The following is a 17,813-nucleotide window of genomic DNA, read 5'->3' as shown; positions in this document are numbered from 1 at the left end:
TGCGGAGCCGTCTCGCCCAGAGACAAGAACTCCGCCCGCGTGATGCTGGTCCGGGCTGGTCTCTGTCCCGGCTAGTGCTGATCGTGTAAGACCTGCACCCCCGCCGGGGGTCAGGCGACGTGAGCTAGGAATCCCCCTCCCTTGCGAGGGGGAGGAGTCAACGCGGCACGTCACCTCCGCAGGCAGCCGATCTGCTTGAGCAGGGGCACACCGTGGGTGTTCCAGTCGTCACGGTGGACGGCGAGGATGTGGACGTCCCACAACCGGCCGTGGAAATACGTGTGGTCGGGCAGCACCGCCTCGGCCCGCACCAGGTCGGCGGTGGCCGTCCCGAGGCCGAGCTCCGCGGCGTCCGGCGACGTCCGGTGGACGTACACCTTGCGCAGCCGCCACATGGCGAAGGCGAAGTTGACCGTCAACGCGTGGACGTCGCCGGCGAGTTCGGCGGCCGCCGGCCCGGCGAGGTGGACCTCGATCCGGGCGTGCCCGGCGGACGTGGCGCAGGACACCGTGCTGAGCCCGACGACCTCGTCGGTGCCCTTGTCGTGGACCAGGAAGCACGCCGAGAGCCCCTCGCCGAAATTCTTGACGAAGGCGTCCAGTACCGGAAGTCCCGCGGCCCCCAATTCAAAGAGGATGCGGTATGCCTCGGGGGCATCCTGCGGGCCGGCCGGGCGCAGTGCGACCCGGTCGGTCTCGGTGTGCGGAAACAACATTGGACCAGCTACCTCTTTCGCCGTGCTCGACCCGGACCGCCGGCCCGTCGTAAATCCCTTGATTTCTGCACCGATTTGTATACGGCGGGGAATGCGCGGGGCAATGCGTGGGCCGGCTTTGAATCCGGTCGGCCAAGGCCCTGGAAGCACCGGACGCTAGGCCGGCGCACGGCCGGCGGTCAAGCAGCGACCAGCGAGGAAGCGGCGGTTGTCTCGCCGGCGGGACGGTCGGAGATAAATGCCGCCCGCACCGCATTGCCCGCCGGATGCGGCGCGGGCTACGGTCGCCCCGATCGGCCTTAGGGCTTTCATTCCGTTCGGTACCGGCCCGCCCCACGGCGGATGAATTTCGACCGCGCGAGCGGCCAAGGAGCGTAGACGAAAACCATGTTGGAAAACGCCATCGCCACCGACAGCAGCGCCCCGACCTTCCTCGACGAATTCACCGAGTTGATTCGCCGGACCGCCGCCACGATCTGCGCCGAGCAGCCCGACGTGCCGGAGCCCGAAGAACTGCGCGACCTGGATTCCTTCTCCATGGTCCAGGTCCTGCTCGACCTGGAGAACGAGCTGGAGCTGAAGGTCCTCGAAGAGCTGGAGGGCTTCGAGGGGCGGACGTTCCGCGAGATCGCCGAGCACATCGCGGGCATCGCCGAACGCAACGGCACCTACGAAGAGTTCCAGGCGACGGTCAAGCGCATCATCGCGGACTGACCGCGCCCGCTTCACCGTCCCGCCCGCCCCCGACCCTGGGAACCGCATGGACGACCACAGCAGCGACCACACCTACCGCGTGGTCCGCAACGACGAGGAACAGCACTCGATCTGGTGGGCCGACCGGCCGCTGCCGGACGGCTGGTACGCCGAGGGGACCGAAGGCAGCCGCGAGGAGTGCCTGCGCCACATCGACGCGGTGTGGACCGACATGCGCCCGCTGAGCCTGCGCCGCCGGATGGCACGGTCCGCCGCCGACTGAACCGCCCACGGGGCGCCCCCCTTTCCCGCCCGCGCGGCGACGCTGCCTTAGGAGCATTGTGAACGACTGGACGCTGTCGGCCGTTTCGTCCCCCGGGCGGGCGCCCGGGGACTTCGGGGCGCCGGGCGCGGCGGGGCCGCTCCCCCTGTTGCCCGCGCTGATCGCGGCGCAGGCCGCGGCCACGCCCGACGCGGTCGCGGTCGAGGCGCTCCCCGCCGGCCAGGCCGCCCTCACCTACGGCGCGCTGGACCGGCGGGCCAACCAACTCGCCCACCGGCTGGGGTCGTTGGGCATCGGCCCGGGCAGCCTGGTCGGCGTGGCCCTGTGCCGCGACACCGACCTGGTGGTGGCCCTGCTGGCGGTGTGGCGGGCGGGCGCCGCCTACGTACCGATGGACCCGGACCACCCGACCGAGCGCCTCGCCTGGACGCTGGCCGACACCCGGGCCCCGCTGGTCCTGACCGACCGCGCCGCCCGGCTGGCCCTCCCGGCCCACGACGGCACCCGACTGCTGCTGCTCGACGAACTCAACGAGGCAGGCCCCGAAGGCAGTTCGTCGTTCCCCCAAACCGCGCCCGAGCTTCCCGGCGGGCCCGCTGAGGCCGCCCGGCGGGCCGCCTATGTGCTCTACACCTCCGGCTCCACCGGCCGCCCCAAGGGCGTCGTCGTCCCGCACGGCGGCATCGCCAACCGGGTGCGCTGGCTGGCGTCCCGGCATCAACTCGGGCCGGCGGACCGGGTGTTGCAGAAGACCACGATCGGCTTCGACGCGGCCGGGCTGGAGCTGTTCGCGCCGCTGATCGGCGGCGGCACGGTGGTGCTCGCCCCGCACGGCGTCGAACGGGACCCGGCGACGCTGCTCGACGCGGTGGCCGCCGGCCGCATCACCGTCCTCCAGGCCGTGCCCTCGGTGCTGCGCGCGCTGGTCGGCGCGCCGGGCTGGGACGGCTGCGACGCGCTGCGGCTGCTGTTCAGCGCCGGCGAGCCGCTGCACGCGGAGCTGTGCCAGCGGCTGCTCGCCCGGGTGCCGCAGGTGGAGATCTGGAACACCTACGGGCCCACCGAGTGCTCCGTGGACCTCACCGAGCACCGCTTCGACCCGGCCCAGACCACCGGCCCGGTACCGATCGGCCGGCCCCTCGGGGGCGTGCGCGCCCTGGTCCTGGACCCCCAGGGACGCCCGGTGCCGGCCGGCGGCACCGGCGAGCTGTACGCCGCCGGCGCCGGGGTCGCCACCGGCTACCTCGGCCGACCCGCGCTGACCGCCGAGCGGTTCCTCCCGGACCCCTCCGGGCCGCCCGGCGCACGGATGTACCGCACCGGCGACCGCGTCCGCCTGGGCGCCGACGGCACGTTGGCGTACCTGGGCCGCCTGGACCAGCAGCTCAAGGTCAACGGCGTGCGGATCGAGCCCGGCGAGGTGGAGGCCGCGCTGGTCGCCCACCCGGGCGTGGACGGCGTGGTCGTCGGCACGGCCCCGGACCGCGCGGGCGGGCAGCGGCTGGTGGCCTGGGTGCAGCCGCGCGGCGCCGCGCCCACGCCGGCCGAGCTGCGCGCGTTCGCCCGCCGCACCCTGCCGGACCCGCTGGTCCCGGCCGTGTTCGTGCCGGTCGCCGGCTTCCCCCGCACCGCCAGCGGCAAGACCGACCGGGCCGCGCTGCCCGCCCCCGGTCCGGGCGACGACGGCGGGGCCGGGCACGTCCCGCCGCGCGACGCCGCCGAACGGGCCGTCGCCCGGGCCTGGGAGGAGACCCTGGAGCTGCCCGCCGGTTCGGTCGGCGCGCACGACGACTTCTTCCAACGCGGCGGCTCCTCCCTCCACTTGGGCCAGCTCGCCGGCCGGCTCACCGCCGCCGCCGGCCGCCGGATCGCGCTGCGCGCGCTGTTCTCCGCCCTCACCGTCGCCGACCAGGCGGCACTCCTGGGCGCCCCGGACGAGTCGGACGGGTCGGATGAGTCGGACGGGTCAGACAAGGCGCTGACGTCAACCGACGCCCAGGACGCCGTAGTTGCGGTGCCCCGCACCGGCCGGCTGCCGCTGTCGCACGGGCAGCGCGGGCTCTGGCTGCTGGAGCAGTTGCGGCCGGGCAGCCCCGAATGGGCCGACCTGGTGTGGATCAGACTGCCCGGGGAGTGGACCGAGGAGACCGTCCGCACCGCCCTCGGGCGCCTGGCCGAGCGCCACGAGATCCTGCGCACCCGCTACGAGGTGCACGACGCCGACCCCGTCCAGGTCGTCGACGCGCCGGGCGGCCCGGTGGAGTTGCGCACCGCCGTGGCCGACGTCGCCGACGCGGTGCGCGCGGCGGCCCGCGCCGAGCTGGGCCGCGGCTTCGACCTGGCGCGCGGCCCGGTGTGGCGGGCCCTGCTGCTGCGCACCGCCGACGGCGGGCAGGCCCTGCTGCTGGGCATCCACCACCTCGCCTGCGACGGCTGGTCCTCGGTCCTGCTGGAGCGCGACCTGCTGGCCCTGGGCGCGGCGGTGCACACCGGTGGCCGGCCCGACCTGCCCGAGGTCGCGGTGCAGTACGCCGACCACGCCGCCTGGCAGCGCCGTCGCACCGCGGCCGACAAGACCGCACTGGACGCCCAACTCGCCTACTGGCAGCGGGTGTTGGAGGGCGCGACGCCGCTGGAGTTGCCCTCGGACCGCCCCCGCCCCGCCGAGCGCGACGGCCGCGGCGCGCTGCACACCTTCGCGGTGCCCGCCGCCCTGACCGAACGGCTCGCCGCGCTGGGCCGGGAGGCCGGCGCCACCCTCCAGCAGACGCTGCTGACCGCGTTCGCCACGCTGCTCGGGCGGCTCTCCGGCCGCGCGGACTTCACCCTCGGCATGCCCGTAGCGGGCCGGCACCGCCCCGAAGTGGCGCAGACCGTCGGCTACTTCCTCAACACCCTGGTGGTGCGGTGCCGCCCGGACGACGCGGGCACCGTGACGGACGCCATCGCCGCGGTGCGCGACACCGTGCTGGACGCCCTGGCCCACCAGGACCTGCCGTTCGCGCACCTGGTCCGCGCGCTGCACCCGGAGCGCGACCCCGCGCGCACCCCGCTCTACCAGGTGATGTTCGACTTCCACGAGGAGGGCCGGACCGGCACCGCGCTCCGCGCGGCCGACCTGGCGGCGTTCCGGGCCGCCTGGCAGTCCGCCCGCACCGACCTCACCTTCGTCGTCCAACGGCAGGCCGACGGCTCCCTGTTGGGCCAGGTCGAGTACGCCACCGCGCTCTTCGACCCGGCTACCGTGGAGCGGCTGGCCGCCTGCTGGGTGCGCCTGCTGGAGTCCTTCGCCGCCGACCCCACCGGCCGGCTGGGCGACGCCGAGCTGCTGCCGGACGCCGAGCGCGCCCGGCTGCTCGCCCTCGGCGCCGCCGTCCCGGCCGCCGACGACGCCCCCGACGGCTGCGTGGCCACCGCCTTCGCCGCGGTCGCGCGCCGCACCCCCGACGCCGTCGCCGTCGTCTGCGGCGACGCACAGTGGAGCTACGCCCGACTGCTGGGCCGTGCCGCCTGGTTCGGGGATCGGCTGCGCGCGCTGGGGGCCGGCCCGGAGACCACCGTCGCCGTGCTGTTGCCCCGCTCCCCCGACCTGCTGGCCTGCCTGCTCGGCTGCTGGCAGGCGGGCGCCGCGTATGTGCCGCTGGACCCGGCCTCGCCCGATGCCCGCCTCGCCCATGTCCTCGCCGACTCCCGGGCCGTGGTGCTGGTCTCGGACCCGGCCGGCGGCGCCCGGCTGGCCCCGCACCACCGGGGCGCCCACCTCACCGTCGGCGCCCCCGACGCCGCCCCCGACGACGCGACCACCGCGAAGGCCACCGCGCCCGCGGCCGCCCGGCGCGACCCCGCCCGGCTCGCCTACGTCCTCTACACCTCCGGCTCCACCGGCCGCCCCAAGGGCGTCGGCGTCGAACACCGGTCGCTGCTGCGGCTGTTGACCGCCTCCCGGGAGCACCTGGAGTTCGGGCCGGACCACGCCTGGCTCGCGCTCGCCCCGGCCTCCTTCGACATCTCCCTCACCGAGCTGGTGATGCCGCTGCTCGCGGGCGGCCGGGTGGTGCTCGCCCGGGATCACGAGACCGCCGACTACCCGGCGCTGGTGGAGCTGATCGACCGGGCCGGCGTCACCCACCTCCAGGCCGTCCACCCGCAGTGGCGGCTGCTGCGCGACAGCGGCCTGGGCGACCGCCCGCTGGTCGGCCAGACCGGCGGCGAGCCCTGCCCGCCCGACCTGGCCCGTGAACTGGCCCGCGGCCTGAAGCGGTTCGTCAACGAGTACGGCCCGACCGAGGCCACCATCGCCGCGACCCGCTGGACCGTGCCCGAGACCGCCGCCGAGCTGGCCATCGGACGGCCCTACCCGCACGTCGCCGCCCGCGTCCTGGACGCCCGGCTGCGCCCCGTCCCGCCGGGCACCGTCGGCGAACTGTGCCTGGGCGGGCGGGGGTTGGCCCGCGGCTACGTGGGCCGGCCGGCGCTCACCGCCGAACGCTTCGTGCCCGACCCGTACGGGCCGCCGGGCGCCCGGCTGTACCGCACCGGCGACCTGGCCCGGATGCTGCCCGACGGCACCCTGGTCTTCGCCGGGCGGGCCGACGGCCAGGTCAAGATCCGCGGCCGGCGGGTGGAGACCGGCGAGGTGGCGGCGGTGCTGGCCGACCATCCGGCGGTGGCCGAGGCGGTGGTGGTCGCCCACGGGAGTGGCGAGCAGGCCCGGTTGGTCGGCTACTGCGTCCCGGCCGGCGACCGACTCCCGGACCGGGAGGCGCTGTTGGACCACTGCGCCCGGCAGCTGCCCGGCTACATGCTGCCCACCGTCGTGGTGCCGCTCGACGCCCTGCCGCTGACCCGCCACCACAAGGTCGACCTGGCCGCGCTGCCGGCCCCGGACCTGGCCGCGGTGGCCGACGACGTCCCGCACACCGCGCCCGAGGGCCCGCTGGAGGAGGCCGTCGCCGACATCTGGCGAGCGGTGCTGACCGGGCCCGACGGCCGCGCCCCGCGGATCGGCGCCCGGCACGACTTCTTCCGGCTCGGCGGCGACTCGATCCGGGCCGCCCGGGTCATGGCCCTGCTCCAGGACGCCTACGACGTCGCGCTGCCGCTGCGCACCCTCTTCGACCACCCCACCGTCGCCGGCCTCGCCGCGGCCGTCGAGGACGCCGTACGCGCCGAGATCGCGTCACTGAGCGATGCCGAACTGGCCGCCGCACACAGGGAGTACCAGCAATGACCGAACCCGCCGCCACCCCCGCGGACGCCGCCTCGGCCGCGGCGCTGCGCGCGGAGCTGCTGCGCCGGCGCCTGTCCGGGGCCGCTCCGCGGGCCCGCCAGGGCCTGACGCGCGTCCCCCGCGGCGAGCCGCTGGCGCTCTCCGCGGGCCAGCGCCAGCTGTGGTTCCTGCACCAGCTCGACCCGGCCGCGCCGGAGTACCTGCTGCCGGTGGCGTACCGGCTGCGCGGCCCGCTGGACGAGGCCGCGCTGCGCCGGGCGCTGGACGGGCTCGCCGAGCGCCACGAGATCCTGCGCACCCGCTACGTGCTGGTCGGCACCGAGCCCCGGCAGGTCATCGACCCGCCGGGCCCGGTGGACTTCGTCGCGTCCGACCGCCCCGGCCTGCCCGAAGCGGACCGCGCGGCCGCCGCGTTGGGTGACGCCGAGGAGGCGTCGCTGGCGCCGCTCGACCTCGCCGAGCGGGCCCCGCTGCGGGTCCGCCTGGTCCGCTTCGCCGCCGACGACCACCTGCTGGTGCTCGTGGTGCACCACATCGCCTGCGACGCCGCCACCCGCCCGCTGCTGCTGCGCGAGCTCTCCGCGCTCTACCGCGCGCAGCTGCGTGGCGAGGAGCCGGCGCTCGCCCCGGAGCCGGTCCAGTACGCCGACTACGCCGCCTGGCTCACCGCGCACCAGGACGGTCCCGAGGTGCGCGCCGAACTCGACTGGTGGCGGCGTGAGTTGGCCGGACTGAGCTCGCTGGACCTGCCCACCGACCGGCCGCGCCCCGCGGTGCGGTCCTGGCGCGGCGCGCAGGAGCACTTCACCGTGCCGGCGCCGGTCGCCGAGCGGCTGCGGGAACTGGCCGCCGCGCACGGCGCCACCCCGTTCATGGTGCTGCTCACCGCCTTCCAGGCGCTGCTGGCCCGGCACACCGGCACCCCGGACGTGGCGGTCGGCACCGCCGTCTCGGCGCGCAACCGGCCGGAGCTGGCCACCATGGTGGGCTATGCCTACAACAGCCTGGTCCTGCGGGCCACTTGGGCGGGCGAGGAGCCGTTCGGCAAGCTGCTGGAGCGGGGCCGGGAGGCGGTGCTGGCCGCCTTCGACCACCCGTCGGTGCCCTTCGACCGGCTCGCCGACGCGCTGGAGCCGGAGCGCGACCTGTCCACCACCCCGGTCTTCCAGGTCATGTTCGACCTGACCCGGGCCGACGGGACCGAGCCGCTGGACCTGCCGGGCCTGACGGCGACCGAGGTCGAGGTGGAGGCCCGCACCGCCCGCTTCGACCTCACCATGCACCTCCAGGAGCGCCCCGACGGCTCGTTCGCGGGCGCGCTGGAGTACGCCACCGCCCTCTTCGACGCCGCCACCGCCCGCCGGTTCGCCGGCCACTACACCCGGCTGCTGGCCGCCGCCACCGCGGACCCGGACACCCCGGTCTCCGAACTGGACCTCTTCGACGAGTCCGAGCGCGCCCTGCTGCTGGACGGCCCCGCCGAGCCCGTCGGCACCAGTACGCCGCTCGACGCCGGAGCGCTGCGCCCCGTCCACGAGGCCATCGCCCGCCAGGCCACGGCGACCCCGGACGCGACCGCCCTCGTGCACGGCGGCCGGCGGACCACCTACCGCGAACTCGACGCGCGCGCCGACCGGTTGGGCCACCGGCTGCGCGAGCTGGGCGCCGGCCCCGAGGACACCGTCGGCGTGCTGCTGGACCGCGGCCCCGAGCTGGTGGCCACGCTGCTGGCCATCTGGCGCACCGGCGCCGCCTACGTCCCGCTGGACCCGGGGTACCCGGACGACCGACTGGCGTTCATGCTCGCCGACACCGGCTCCCGGCTCGTGGTCACCGAGCGCCGGCACGCCGCGCGGCTGGCCGGCACCGCGGCCCGGCCCGTGGTGCTCGACGAGGACGCCGAGCGCGCGGCGCTGCGGCGCTGCCCGGCCACCCCGCTCGCCCCGCCCGCCGGCGGCTACGACCCCGACCACCTCGCCTACGTCATCTACACCTCCGGCTCCACCGGCCGTCCCAAGGGCGTGCTGATCACCCACCGGGGGCTGGCCAACTACCTCGGTTGGACCGTCGACGCGTATGCGAGCGCCGGCACCGGCGGCGCCCCGCTGTTCTCCTCGGTCGCCTTCGACCTCGGCGTGCCCGACCTGTTCACCCCGCTGATGACCGGCCAGCCGGTCCACCTGCTCGACCAGGACTTCGAGATCACCGAGCTGGGCCGGCTGCTGATGGCACACGCCCCGTATGCGTTCGTGAAGCTCACCCCCGGCCATCTGGACCTGCTCACCCAGCAGTTGACGGAAGCGGAGCGGACGGGCCTGGCCGGGCTGGTGATCGCGGCCGGCGACGCCTTCACCGGGCGGCTCGCCGATCGTTGGTTGAGCGCCGCGGAGGCCGGCGGCACCCGGCTCGCCGCCGAGTACGGCCCGACCGAGATCACCGTCGGCAACTCCGCCTACTTCATCGACGGCCCCCAGGACGTCGAGCTGGTCTCCATCGGCCGGGCGCTGCCCAACACCACCATGCGGGTGCTGGACGGGCGGTTGCGGCCGGTGCCGCTGGGCGCCGTCGGCGAGGTCTGCATCGGCGGGGTGGGCCTAGCCCGCGGCTACGCCGGCCGCCCCGGGCTGACCGCGGAGCGCTTCCTGCCCGACCCCTACGGGCCGCCCGGGTCCCGGCTGTACCGCACCGGTGACCTGGCCCGCGTGCTGCCCGACGGCAATCTCGACTTCGTCTCCCGCATCGACCACCAGGTCAAGCTGCGTGGCTACCGGATCGAGCCGGGCGAGATCGAGACCGTGCTGACCGCCGACGCCGCGGTCGCCGAGGCCGTCGCCCTGGTGCGGGAGGATGCGCCGGGCGACAAGCGGCTGGTCGCCTACCTCGTGCCGGCCGCCGGCGCCGACGCCGCGGCGCTCGCCCCGGCCCGGCTCCGCGGCCTGCTCGGCGCCCACCTGCCCGACTACATGGTCCCGGCCGCGTTCGTCACCCTCGACGCGCTGCCGCTGACCGCCAACGGCAAGCTGGACCGCACCGCGCTGCCCGCCCCGGACCGGGCCGCCACCGCGGTCGGCGCGCACGTTGACCCGCGCGACGACGACGAGCGCGCGATGGCCGCGCTCTGGTCCGAGGTCCTGGGCCTGAGCCGGATCGGCGTGCACGACAACTTCTTCGACCTGGGCGGCGATTCGCTGCGCGCGGTCGCGCTGGCCGGCGCGCTGCGCGAGGCCGGTCTGGCGGTGGCGGTGCGGGACCTGTTCGAGCACCGCACCGTGGCCCGGCTGTGCCGGGCGGTCCGGGACGGCGCGCTGGCCGGCGGTCCTGGCTTCCAACCGGTCGCCCGCTTCGCGCTGTTGGACGCCGAGGAGCGGGCCGCGCTGCCCGCCGACGCCGTCGACGCCTATCCGCTCTCCCGCACCCAGGCCGGGATGTTCGTCGAGATGTTCCGGGACGGCGACGTGCACCGGTACCACAACATCACCTCGTTCAGGATCCGCGATCCGCACCCCTTCGACCCGGCGGCCTTCCGCGCCGCCGCCGACCTGGTCGTGGCCCGCCACGAGGCGATGCGGACCTCGTTCGCGCTCACCGGGTACCGCCGGCCGCTCCAGCTCGTGCACGAGCGCGCCACGATGCCCTACGCCCACCAGGACCTGCGGCACCTGCCCGAGGGCGAACGGTGGCCGGCGCTGGTGGAGTTCGCCGACGCCGACCGGCACCGCCTGCTCGACCCCGCCCGGGCGCCGCTGATGCGGATGGCCACCCACCTCCTGGACGACGGCGGCTGGTGGCTGTCGATCACCGAGGGCCACCCGGCCATCGAGGGCTGGAGCTACCACAACCAGTTGATGGAGCTGCTCGGCGCCTACCGCCGGCTGCGCGCGGGCCGCGCGCCCGACCCGGCCCCACCGGCGCCCGCGGTCCGCTACGCCGACTTCATCGCCGCCGAACTGCGCGCCCTGGACGACGCGGGCAACCGCGCCTACTGGCGCCAACTCCTCGACTCGTACGAGAAGTTCGAGATCCCGTCCGGCTGGGCCGGCGACCCCCAGGCGCCGGCCGAGCGGTACCGCATCGACCTGCCGCTCGCCGACCTGGCGCCCGGCCTGCGGGCGCTGGCGTCGGCGGCCGGGGTGCCGTACAAGAGCGTGCTGCACGCGGCGCACAGCAAGGTGCTGGGCCTGCTCACCCGCCAAGGCGCCTTCCGCGGCGGCCTGGTGGCCGACGCCCGGCCCGAGGTGCGCGGCGCCGAGCGGGTCTCCGGCATGTACCTCAACTCCGTGCCGTTCCCCTACCGGCGCACCGCCCGGACCTGGGGCGAGCTGGCCCAACAGGTCTTCGCCGCCGAGGTGGAGCTCTGGCCGCACCGGCGGTTCCCGATGCCGGCGATGCGCCGCCCCGGCGACCCGCACCCGATCGACGTGCTCTTCCACTACCTGGACTTCCACCAGGTGGACACCGACCTCGTCGACCCGCTCGCCACCCGCGACGACAGCCCCAACGAGTTCCCGGTGGTCGTCGGCACCCCGCTGCGCGACCACCTCACGCTCGCCTCCGACACCCGCACCCTGCGCCGGGACCGCGCCGACCGGCTGGCCCGGCTCTACCTCGCGGTGCTCACCGACATGGCCGCCGGCGGCCCGGACGGCGACGCGCGCCGCGGTTACCCCGAGGACGGGGAGTCGGGCCGCGCGCTCGCCGCCCTGCCGGCCGCCCCCGCCCCCTTCGACGACGTCCTGACCGCCTTCGAGGCGCAGGCCGCCCGCACCCCGGACGCACCCGCCGTCACCGCCGCACACGCCCGCCTGAGCTACGCCGAACTGGACGCCAGGGCCGGCGCGTTGGCCCGGCGGCTGCGGCGGCACGGCGCCGGCCCGGAGGACCGCATCGGGGTGCTCCTGGACCGCGGCCCGGCCCTCCTCGTCGCCCTGCTCGCCGTCTGGAAGGCCGGGGCCGCCTATGTGCCGGTCGACCCGGACACACCGGACGCCCGCCTGTCGGCCCTGTTCGCCGGCGCCGGCTGCCGCCTGGTCGTCACCGAGGACGCGCACGCGGGCCGGGCCGGCGGCCTCCCGGAGCTGCGGGTGAACGCACCGGAAGCGCCCGAGGAAGCCGGGGAGCCCGAGGGCGACCACCCGCCGGCGCCCGACCGCGCCCCGGACCGCCTCGCCTACGTGCTGCACTCCTCCGGCTCCACCGGCACCCCCAAGGGCGTCGCGGTCGAACACCGCGCGCTGGCCCACTACCTGGGCTGGGCGGTCCACGCCTACGCCCAAGACGCCCCGGCCGATGCCCCGTTCTTCACCTCCCTCGGCGCCGACCTCGGCGTCCCCGCGCTCTTCGTCCCGCTCCTGACCGGCGGCACGGTGCGACTGCTGCCGCCACGGTGGGCACCCGAGGAGCTCGGTCGGCTGCTGGTCGACGGCGCCCCGCACACCTTCGTCGGCCTGACCCCCGGTCATCTCGCCCTGCTCGAACAGCAGCTCTCCGACGTCGAACTCGGCGACCTGGCCGCCCTGTTGGTGTGTGCCGGCGACGCCTATCCGTCCGGGCAGGCCGCCCGGGTCGCGGCGCGGGTCGCCGCCGGCGGCGGCCGGCTGCGGCTGGCCGCGGAGTACGGGCCGACCGAGGCGACGGTGGCCGCCACCGCGCACCGCCCGACCGGCCGGGAGCGGCGCCCGCTGGTGCCGCTGGGCCGGGCGCTGCCGGGCACCACGCTGCGCGTCCTGGACGATTGCCTGGCGCCGGTGCCCGACGGCACCGTCGGCGAGGTGCACCTCGGCGGACCCGGGCTGGCCCGCGGCTATGCGGACCAACCCGGCCTGACCGCCCGGCACTTCGTACCCGACCCCTACGGGCCGCCCGGGTCCCGGCTCTACCGCACCGGCGACCTGGCCCGCGTGCTGCCCGACGGCACCCTGGAGTTCACCGGGCGGGTCGGCCGTCAGCTCAAGGTGCGCGGCCACCGCGTCGAGCCGGCCGAGGTCGAGGCGGCGCTCGTCGCCGACCCGCGGGTCCGCGAGGCCCGGGTGGCCGCGCTCCCGGACGCCGCCGGCCAACCCCGCCTGACCGCCTGGGTGGTGCCCGCCCCCGGCCGCCCGCCGCGCCCCGCGGAGCTCCGCTCCCGGCTGCGGACGCTCCTGCCGGCCCCGCTCGTCCCGGCCGGCTACCGGATCGTCAGGGCGCTGCCGCTGACCGCGCACGGCAAGTACGACCGGACCGGCGCCCCCGCGGCCGACGCGTGCCGGGCGGACACCGCGGTCCGGGCCCCCTACGTGGCGCCCCGCACCGACACCGAGCGGCGGCTCGCCGAGGTGTGGCGGGGGGCGCTCGGCCTCGACCGGGTCGGCGTGCACGACGACTTCGGCGACCTGGGCGGCGACTCGCTCCTGGTGCTGCGCGTCCTGGCCGGCGCCCGCGCGGCCGGGCTCCCCCTCGATCCGGCCACCGCGCTGGCCCACCCCACCGTCGCCGAGCTGGCCGACGCCCTCGACACCACCCCTCCGGGAGACCACTGATGCCCAAGGACGCCCGCACCGTGCGCCACCTGATATCCCTCGACGACCTCACCGACGCCGACCTGCACCAACTGGTCGGCCGGGGCGCCGCGTTCGCCGCCGGCACCGCCGACGCCGGCCGGCCGCTCGACGGCCTGGTCACCGGCGTCTACTTCGCCAAGACCTCCACCCGCACCCGGACCGCGTTCTCCGCCGGCACGCTGCGGTTGGGCGGCTCCCTGCTCTCCTACGGCCCGGGCGACCTCCAGACCAACACCGGCGAGACGAGCGAGGACACCGGCCGGGTGCTCTCCCGGATGCTGGACGTGCTGGTGGCGCGCACCGCCGGGGACCCCCGGGAGATGCGGGCCTGGGCGCGCCAGGGGCGGATGGCGGTGGTCAACGCGATGAGCGCCGAGGAGCACCCCACCCAGGCCCTGACCGACCTGACCACGCTGTACCGGCACTTCGGCCGCATCGACGGGCTGCGCGTGCTGTACCTGGGCGAGGGCAACAACACCGCGACCGCCCTGGCGCTGGCCCTGACCCGTTACCCGGGCGTGGAGTTGGAGCTGCGCACCCCGCCCGGCTACGGGCTCCCCGCCGCGATCGCCCAGCAGGCGGCGCGGCAGGCCGCGGCCAGTGGGGCGGTGCTGCGCGAGCGCCACACCATGGACGGACTGCCGGCCGACCTCGACGTCATCTACACCGCGCGCTGGCAGACCACCGGCACCGCCAAGGCCGACCCCGACTGGCGCACCACGTTCGCCCCGTTCCAGGTCCGCGCGGAGCTGTGGGCCGACAGCCCGAAGGCGGTGTTCCTGCACGACCTGCCCGCCCACCGGGGCGAGGAGGTCACCGCCGAGGTCCTCGACGGGCCCATGAGCCTGGCCTTCGAGCAGGCCGAGAACAAGATGCACTCCGCGATGGCGGTCTTGGAGTGGTGCCGGTCCGCTGCGCTTGGCTTGCTTCCCACGTAGCCGGCTTTCCCGCCGCGCGGGTTGCTGTCTTTGCGCCTGCGGCGCGGGCACTGTTGTCCGCTGCGCGGGGTGGTGCCGCTGCGCGGAGCGGGGCGACTTGTGTCCGCTGCGCGGGGCTGTCGGGGTGCGGTGACGGTCCTCCGGGGTGGGGGTGCCAGACTGCTTCGCTTTACGTCTGGCACCCCCACCCCTCCGGCCCGTCCCCTCCCGTGGGGGGTGGGAGAAACGGGTGGGTGCCACGTCCGCCCGGTGGGCCAACTCGGGCCGCTGGGTCAACTCGACCCTCGGGAACAACTCGGGTCGGTGGGCCAACTCGGGGCGCTGGGTTGAGTGGTGACCGTCAGCGGACAAGGACGCGTGAGTCTGCGTGGTGACCGTCAGCAGACGGGCGGCCCCAGCGACCCGGCGGTGACCGTACGAGGACGGGCGACCCCGGCCACACCAGGCAACGACCGTCAGGGGACCGCAAGGGCCAGCCCCCACCCAGGGAAAACCACCCCCAACGGGAGGGGACGGGTCGGAGGGGGCGGTATGCCAGACGTAAAGCGAAGCAGTCTGGCATACCGCCCCCGGAGGCCCGTCACCGCACCCAACAGCCCCGCGCAGCGGACACAACTCGCCCCGCCCCGCGCAGCGGCACCGCCCGCGCCGCAAGGCGCAAACAACAGCACCCCGCACGGCGGGAAAGCCAACAACGTGGGGTGCAGCCGGCCGCAGGCCCACGGCGGGAAAGCCAACAACCTGGGAATTACCCGCCGAGTTGCGAGGCGCTGGGCACTTGGTCGGTCACCGTAGCCCCGTTCTTCTTGCCCGCGTCCTTGACGTTGCCGATGACGTTTTGGAACGTGCCGACGTCGTCGGGGCTGGCCTCGCCCTTGCGGAGCTTCGTGCCGAGGTTCTTGAGGGAGTCGATGCCGCTGTTGAGCGGGGCGAGGGCCTTGGAGAGCGTCGGGTCGCCCTGGGCGTTGCGGACCGCCGCCTTGAGGCGGTTGTAGGTGAAGGCGCCGGCCAGGCCGGCCTTGATCAGCGTCCGTTTGCGGTGCTCGGCGCCCTTCTTGAAGCCGCCTTCCTTGTACGGCTTGATGATCCACTTGTAGGTGGCGCCGGCCGCCAGGCCCGCGTTGGTGACGAAGCGGGTCTTGGCGAACTTCTGCTTCTCGAAGGACGTGCTGGGGCTGGGCGAGCCGCTGGCGCCGCCCTCGTTCTTCTTCGAGCCGCCGCAGGCGACGGCGCCCAGGGTCAGCGTGCAGGCCAACAGCAGGGCGACGACGGCCCTGCGCAGGGCGGCGGGGTTGCGGACGGGGGGAACGGACACGGCGCGGGGAACGGTCACGGCACGCCTCCGGCGGGCTCGGTTCGGCTGGCGAACGTCTCGGCTGGGGAACATCGTCCGCAGCCTGACCCGCCCGCCGGGGGGGCCGCCACCGGTAAACGGCCAACCGGGGGTGGCCGGTTCCCGCGCCCCGCGCGGGCGTCGCGGGGGCGCCGCAGGGGCGCCCCCCGCTAGCGGCAGCAGTCCGGCGCCAGCCCGGTGGGCAGCCGTTCGCCGCCGAACACCGAGGTGGTCGCCTCGTCGCCGCCGAGGGCGGCCACCGCCAGCAGCAGCGAACCGGCCGTCCAGGAGGTCAACTCCCGTGGCCATATGGCCTCGTCCTCGAAGACGTAGCCGGTCCAGTACATGCCGTTCTCGGCGCGCAGGTGCTGGATCCAACCGAGGATCGACACCGCCCGGTCGGACTCGCCCATCGCCCAGAGGGCCAGGGCCAGTTCGGCGCTCTCGCCGCCGGTGACCCAGGGGTTGGGCGACACGCAGCGCACGCCGAGGCCGGGGACGACGAAGCGGTCCCACTCCGCGTCGATCCGGGCCCGGGCCGCCGCGCCGCGCACCGCGCCGCCCAGCACCGGGTAGTACCAGTCCATGGAGTAGCGGGACTTGTCGAGGAACCGCTCGGGGTGGTGGCGTATCGCGTGGCCGAGCCGACCGAGGGCCAACTCCCAGTCGGGCTGCGGCTCCTCGCGCTGCTCGGCCAGCGCCAGGGCGCAGCGCAGTGCCTGGTAGACGGAGGACGAGCCGGTCAGCAGCGCGTCGCGGACGGGCGTGCCGTCGTCCTCACGCTTCCAGCCGATCTCGCCGCCGGGCTGCTGGAGTTCCAGCACGTACTCGATCGACGCGTAGACCGCCGGCCACATCCGGTCCAGGAAGGTCTCGTCGCCGGTGGAGAGGAAGTGGTGCCAGACGCCGACCGCGAGGTAGGCGCAGAAGTTGGTCTCCCGGCCGAGGTCGGTGGGTGCCTGGGCGTCCCCGTCGGCGTAGGCGGCGTACCAGGAGCCGTCCGGGTTCTGGTGCCGGACCAGCCAGTCGTAGGCGGCCTCGGCCCGCTCGTGTGCGCCGGCCGCGTCCAGCGCCATGGCGGCCTCGGTGTGGTCCCACGGGTCGAGGTGGTGGCCCCGGAACCAGGGGATGGCGCCGTCCGTGCGCTGGGTCGCCAGGATGCCCGCAACCGTGTGGGCGGCCTGGTCGGCGGTGAGCACCCCCGGCAGGACGAGCCGTTCGGTGCGCCCGGGGCTCGTCACTTGGCGGCCCCGCGGGTGGCGGCGGGCTTGGTGGACCGGGTGCGCCGGGCGGCGGGCTTCGCCGCGGGCTGGGCGGCCGCCTCGGGCTCGGGCGCGGCCGCCGCCTCGGGCAGGTGCGGCTTGGTGGCGTAGGCGACGAAGCTCTTGCCGATGAGGGGGTTGAGGGCCTGCTCGGCGAGCCGGGTGGCCAGCGGCTTCTTCATGATGTCCCAGACCAGCAGCTTGTGGTACGCCTTCACCGGCAGCGCACCGTCGTTGTCCACGCCGAAGGCGCACTTGAGCCACCAGTAGGGGCTGTGCAGCCCGTGGGCGTGGTGCGTCCCGTACGGTTCGAGGCCGGCCTGGCGCATCTTGTCGAGGAGTTCGTCGCCGCGGTAGATGCGGATGTGGCCGCCCTCGACCTCGTGGTAGGCGTCGGACAGCGCCCAGCAGATCTTCTCCGGGCCGTAGCGCGGCACGGTGACCGCGATCCGGCCGCCGGGCTTGAGGACCCGGACCATCTCGGCGAGCACCCCCTTGTCGTCCGGGATGTGCTCCATGACCTCGGAGATGATCACGACGTCGAAGCTGGCGTCGGGGAACGGCAGCGCCAGCGCGTCGCCCTCCATGGCGGTGGCGGTGGCGCCCGTCGGGGCCTCACCGGCCTCCTCCATCGCCGCGAACCACTTGGCGACCTCGCGGATCTCGTCGCCGTTCTGGTCCAGGGCGACGACCTGCGCGCCCCGCCGGTAGCACTCGAAGGCGTGCCGGCCCGCGCCGCACCCCAGGTCCAGGACGCGGTCGCCCGGGGCGAGCGGGAATCGGGAAAAGTCGACGGTCAGCACGGCGTTCGCTTTCGTCCGG

At 75.4% G+C, this 17,813-nt stretch carries 9 protein-coding genes and 1 pseudogene; 6 read left to right on the top strand and 4 right to left on the bottom strand.

The window, feature by feature from the left end; translation table 11 throughout:
* A pseudogene (locus tag ACFVFQ_RS17660) lies at nt 1-199 on the top strand (hypothetical protein); the annotation flags it as partial.
* On the opposite strand, the gene ACFVFQ_RS17655 reads toward ACFVFQ_RS17660, so the two are convergent.
* Nucleotides 171-716, bottom strand: coding sequence for a GNAT family N-acetyltransferase (locus ACFVFQ_RS17655; RefSeq protein ID WP_383416261.1), 546 nt, complete (start codon nt 714-716; stop codon nt 171-173). The pseudogene ACFVFQ_RS17660 and the gene ACFVFQ_RS17655 sit on opposite strands and share 29 nt — an antisense overlap.
* Before the next feature lie 387 nt (nt 717-1,103).
* On the opposite strand from ACFVFQ_RS17655, the gene ACFVFQ_RS17650 reads away from it, so the two are divergent.
* The 5 genes from ACFVFQ_RS17650 to ACFVFQ_RS17630 are packed head-to-tail and all read left to right on the top strand — an operon-like array spanning nt 1,104 to nt 14,396.
* Entirely contained in the window at nt 1,104-1,430 is a 327-nt protein-coding gene (locus ACFVFQ_RS17650) for a hypothetical protein (protein ID WP_383416258.1), read from the top strand.
* A gap of 46 nt (nt 1,431-1,476) precedes the next feature.
* On the top strand, nt 1,477-1,692 hold the full coding sequence (locus tag ACFVFQ_RS17645) for an MbtH family protein (RefSeq protein ID WP_383416255.1): 216 nt from the start codon (nt 1,477-1,479) through the stop codon (nt 1,690-1,692).
* A gap of 58 nt (nt 1,693-1,750) precedes the next feature.
* Nucleotides 1,751-6,922, top strand: coding sequence for an amino acid adenylation domain-containing protein (locus ACFVFQ_RS17640; RefSeq protein ID WP_383416252.1), 5,172 nt, complete (start codon nt 1,751-1,753; stop codon nt 6,920-6,922).
* Nucleotides 6,919-13,437: an amino acid adenylation domain-containing protein gene (locus tag ACFVFQ_RS17635; RefSeq protein WP_383416249.1), complete on the top strand. Its 6,519-nt coding sequence runs from the start codon at nt 6,919-6,921 to the stop codon at nt 13,435-13,437. The genes ACFVFQ_RS17640 and ACFVFQ_RS17635 overlap by 4 nt, the downstream gene beginning before the upstream one ends.
* Nucleotides 13,437-14,396 (top strand): ornithine carbamoyltransferase, encoded by a 960-nt coding sequence (locus ACFVFQ_RS17630; RefSeq protein WP_383416246.1) that lies wholly within the window; start codon nt 13,437-13,439, stop codon nt 14,394-14,396. The genes ACFVFQ_RS17635 and ACFVFQ_RS17630 overlap by 1 nt, the downstream gene beginning before the upstream one ends.
* A gap of 748 nt (nt 14,397-15,144) precedes the next feature.
* On the opposite strand, the gene ACFVFQ_RS17625 is transcribed toward ACFVFQ_RS17630, so the two are convergent.
* The 3 genes from ACFVFQ_RS17625 to ACFVFQ_RS17615 all read right to left on the bottom strand — a co-directional run bounded on the left by ACFVFQ_RS17625 (nt 15,145) and on the right by ACFVFQ_RS17615 (nt 17,794).
* A complete protein-coding gene (locus ACFVFQ_RS17625; RefSeq protein ID WP_383416243.1) occupies nt 15,145-15,711 on the bottom strand; it encodes a hypothetical protein in 567 nt (188 codons plus the stop codon).
* Nucleotides 15,712-15,899: 188 nt separating this feature from the next.
* Complete coding sequence (locus ACFVFQ_RS17620; RefSeq protein ID WP_383416240.1) at nt 15,900-16,970, bottom strand: prenyltransferase; 1,071 nt, start codon at nt 16,968-16,970, stop codon at nt 15,900-15,902.
* Complete coding sequence (locus tag ACFVFQ_RS17615; RefSeq protein WP_383416237.1) at nt 16,967-17,794, bottom strand: class I SAM-dependent methyltransferase; 828 nt, start codon at nt 17,792-17,794, stop codon at nt 16,967-16,969. The genes ACFVFQ_RS17620 and ACFVFQ_RS17615 overlap by 4 nt, the downstream gene beginning before the upstream one ends.
* Nucleotides 17,795-17,813: the final 19 nt, after the last annotated feature.

This window comes from Streptomyces sp. NPDC057743, from assembly GCF_042798755.1.
Classification (GTDB): domain Bacteria; phylum Actinomycetota; class Actinomycetes; order Streptomycetales; family Streptomycetaceae; genus Streptomyces.
Note: the sequence above shows the minus strand (reverse complement) of the source record. Positions and strands in the feature narration are given on the sequence as shown.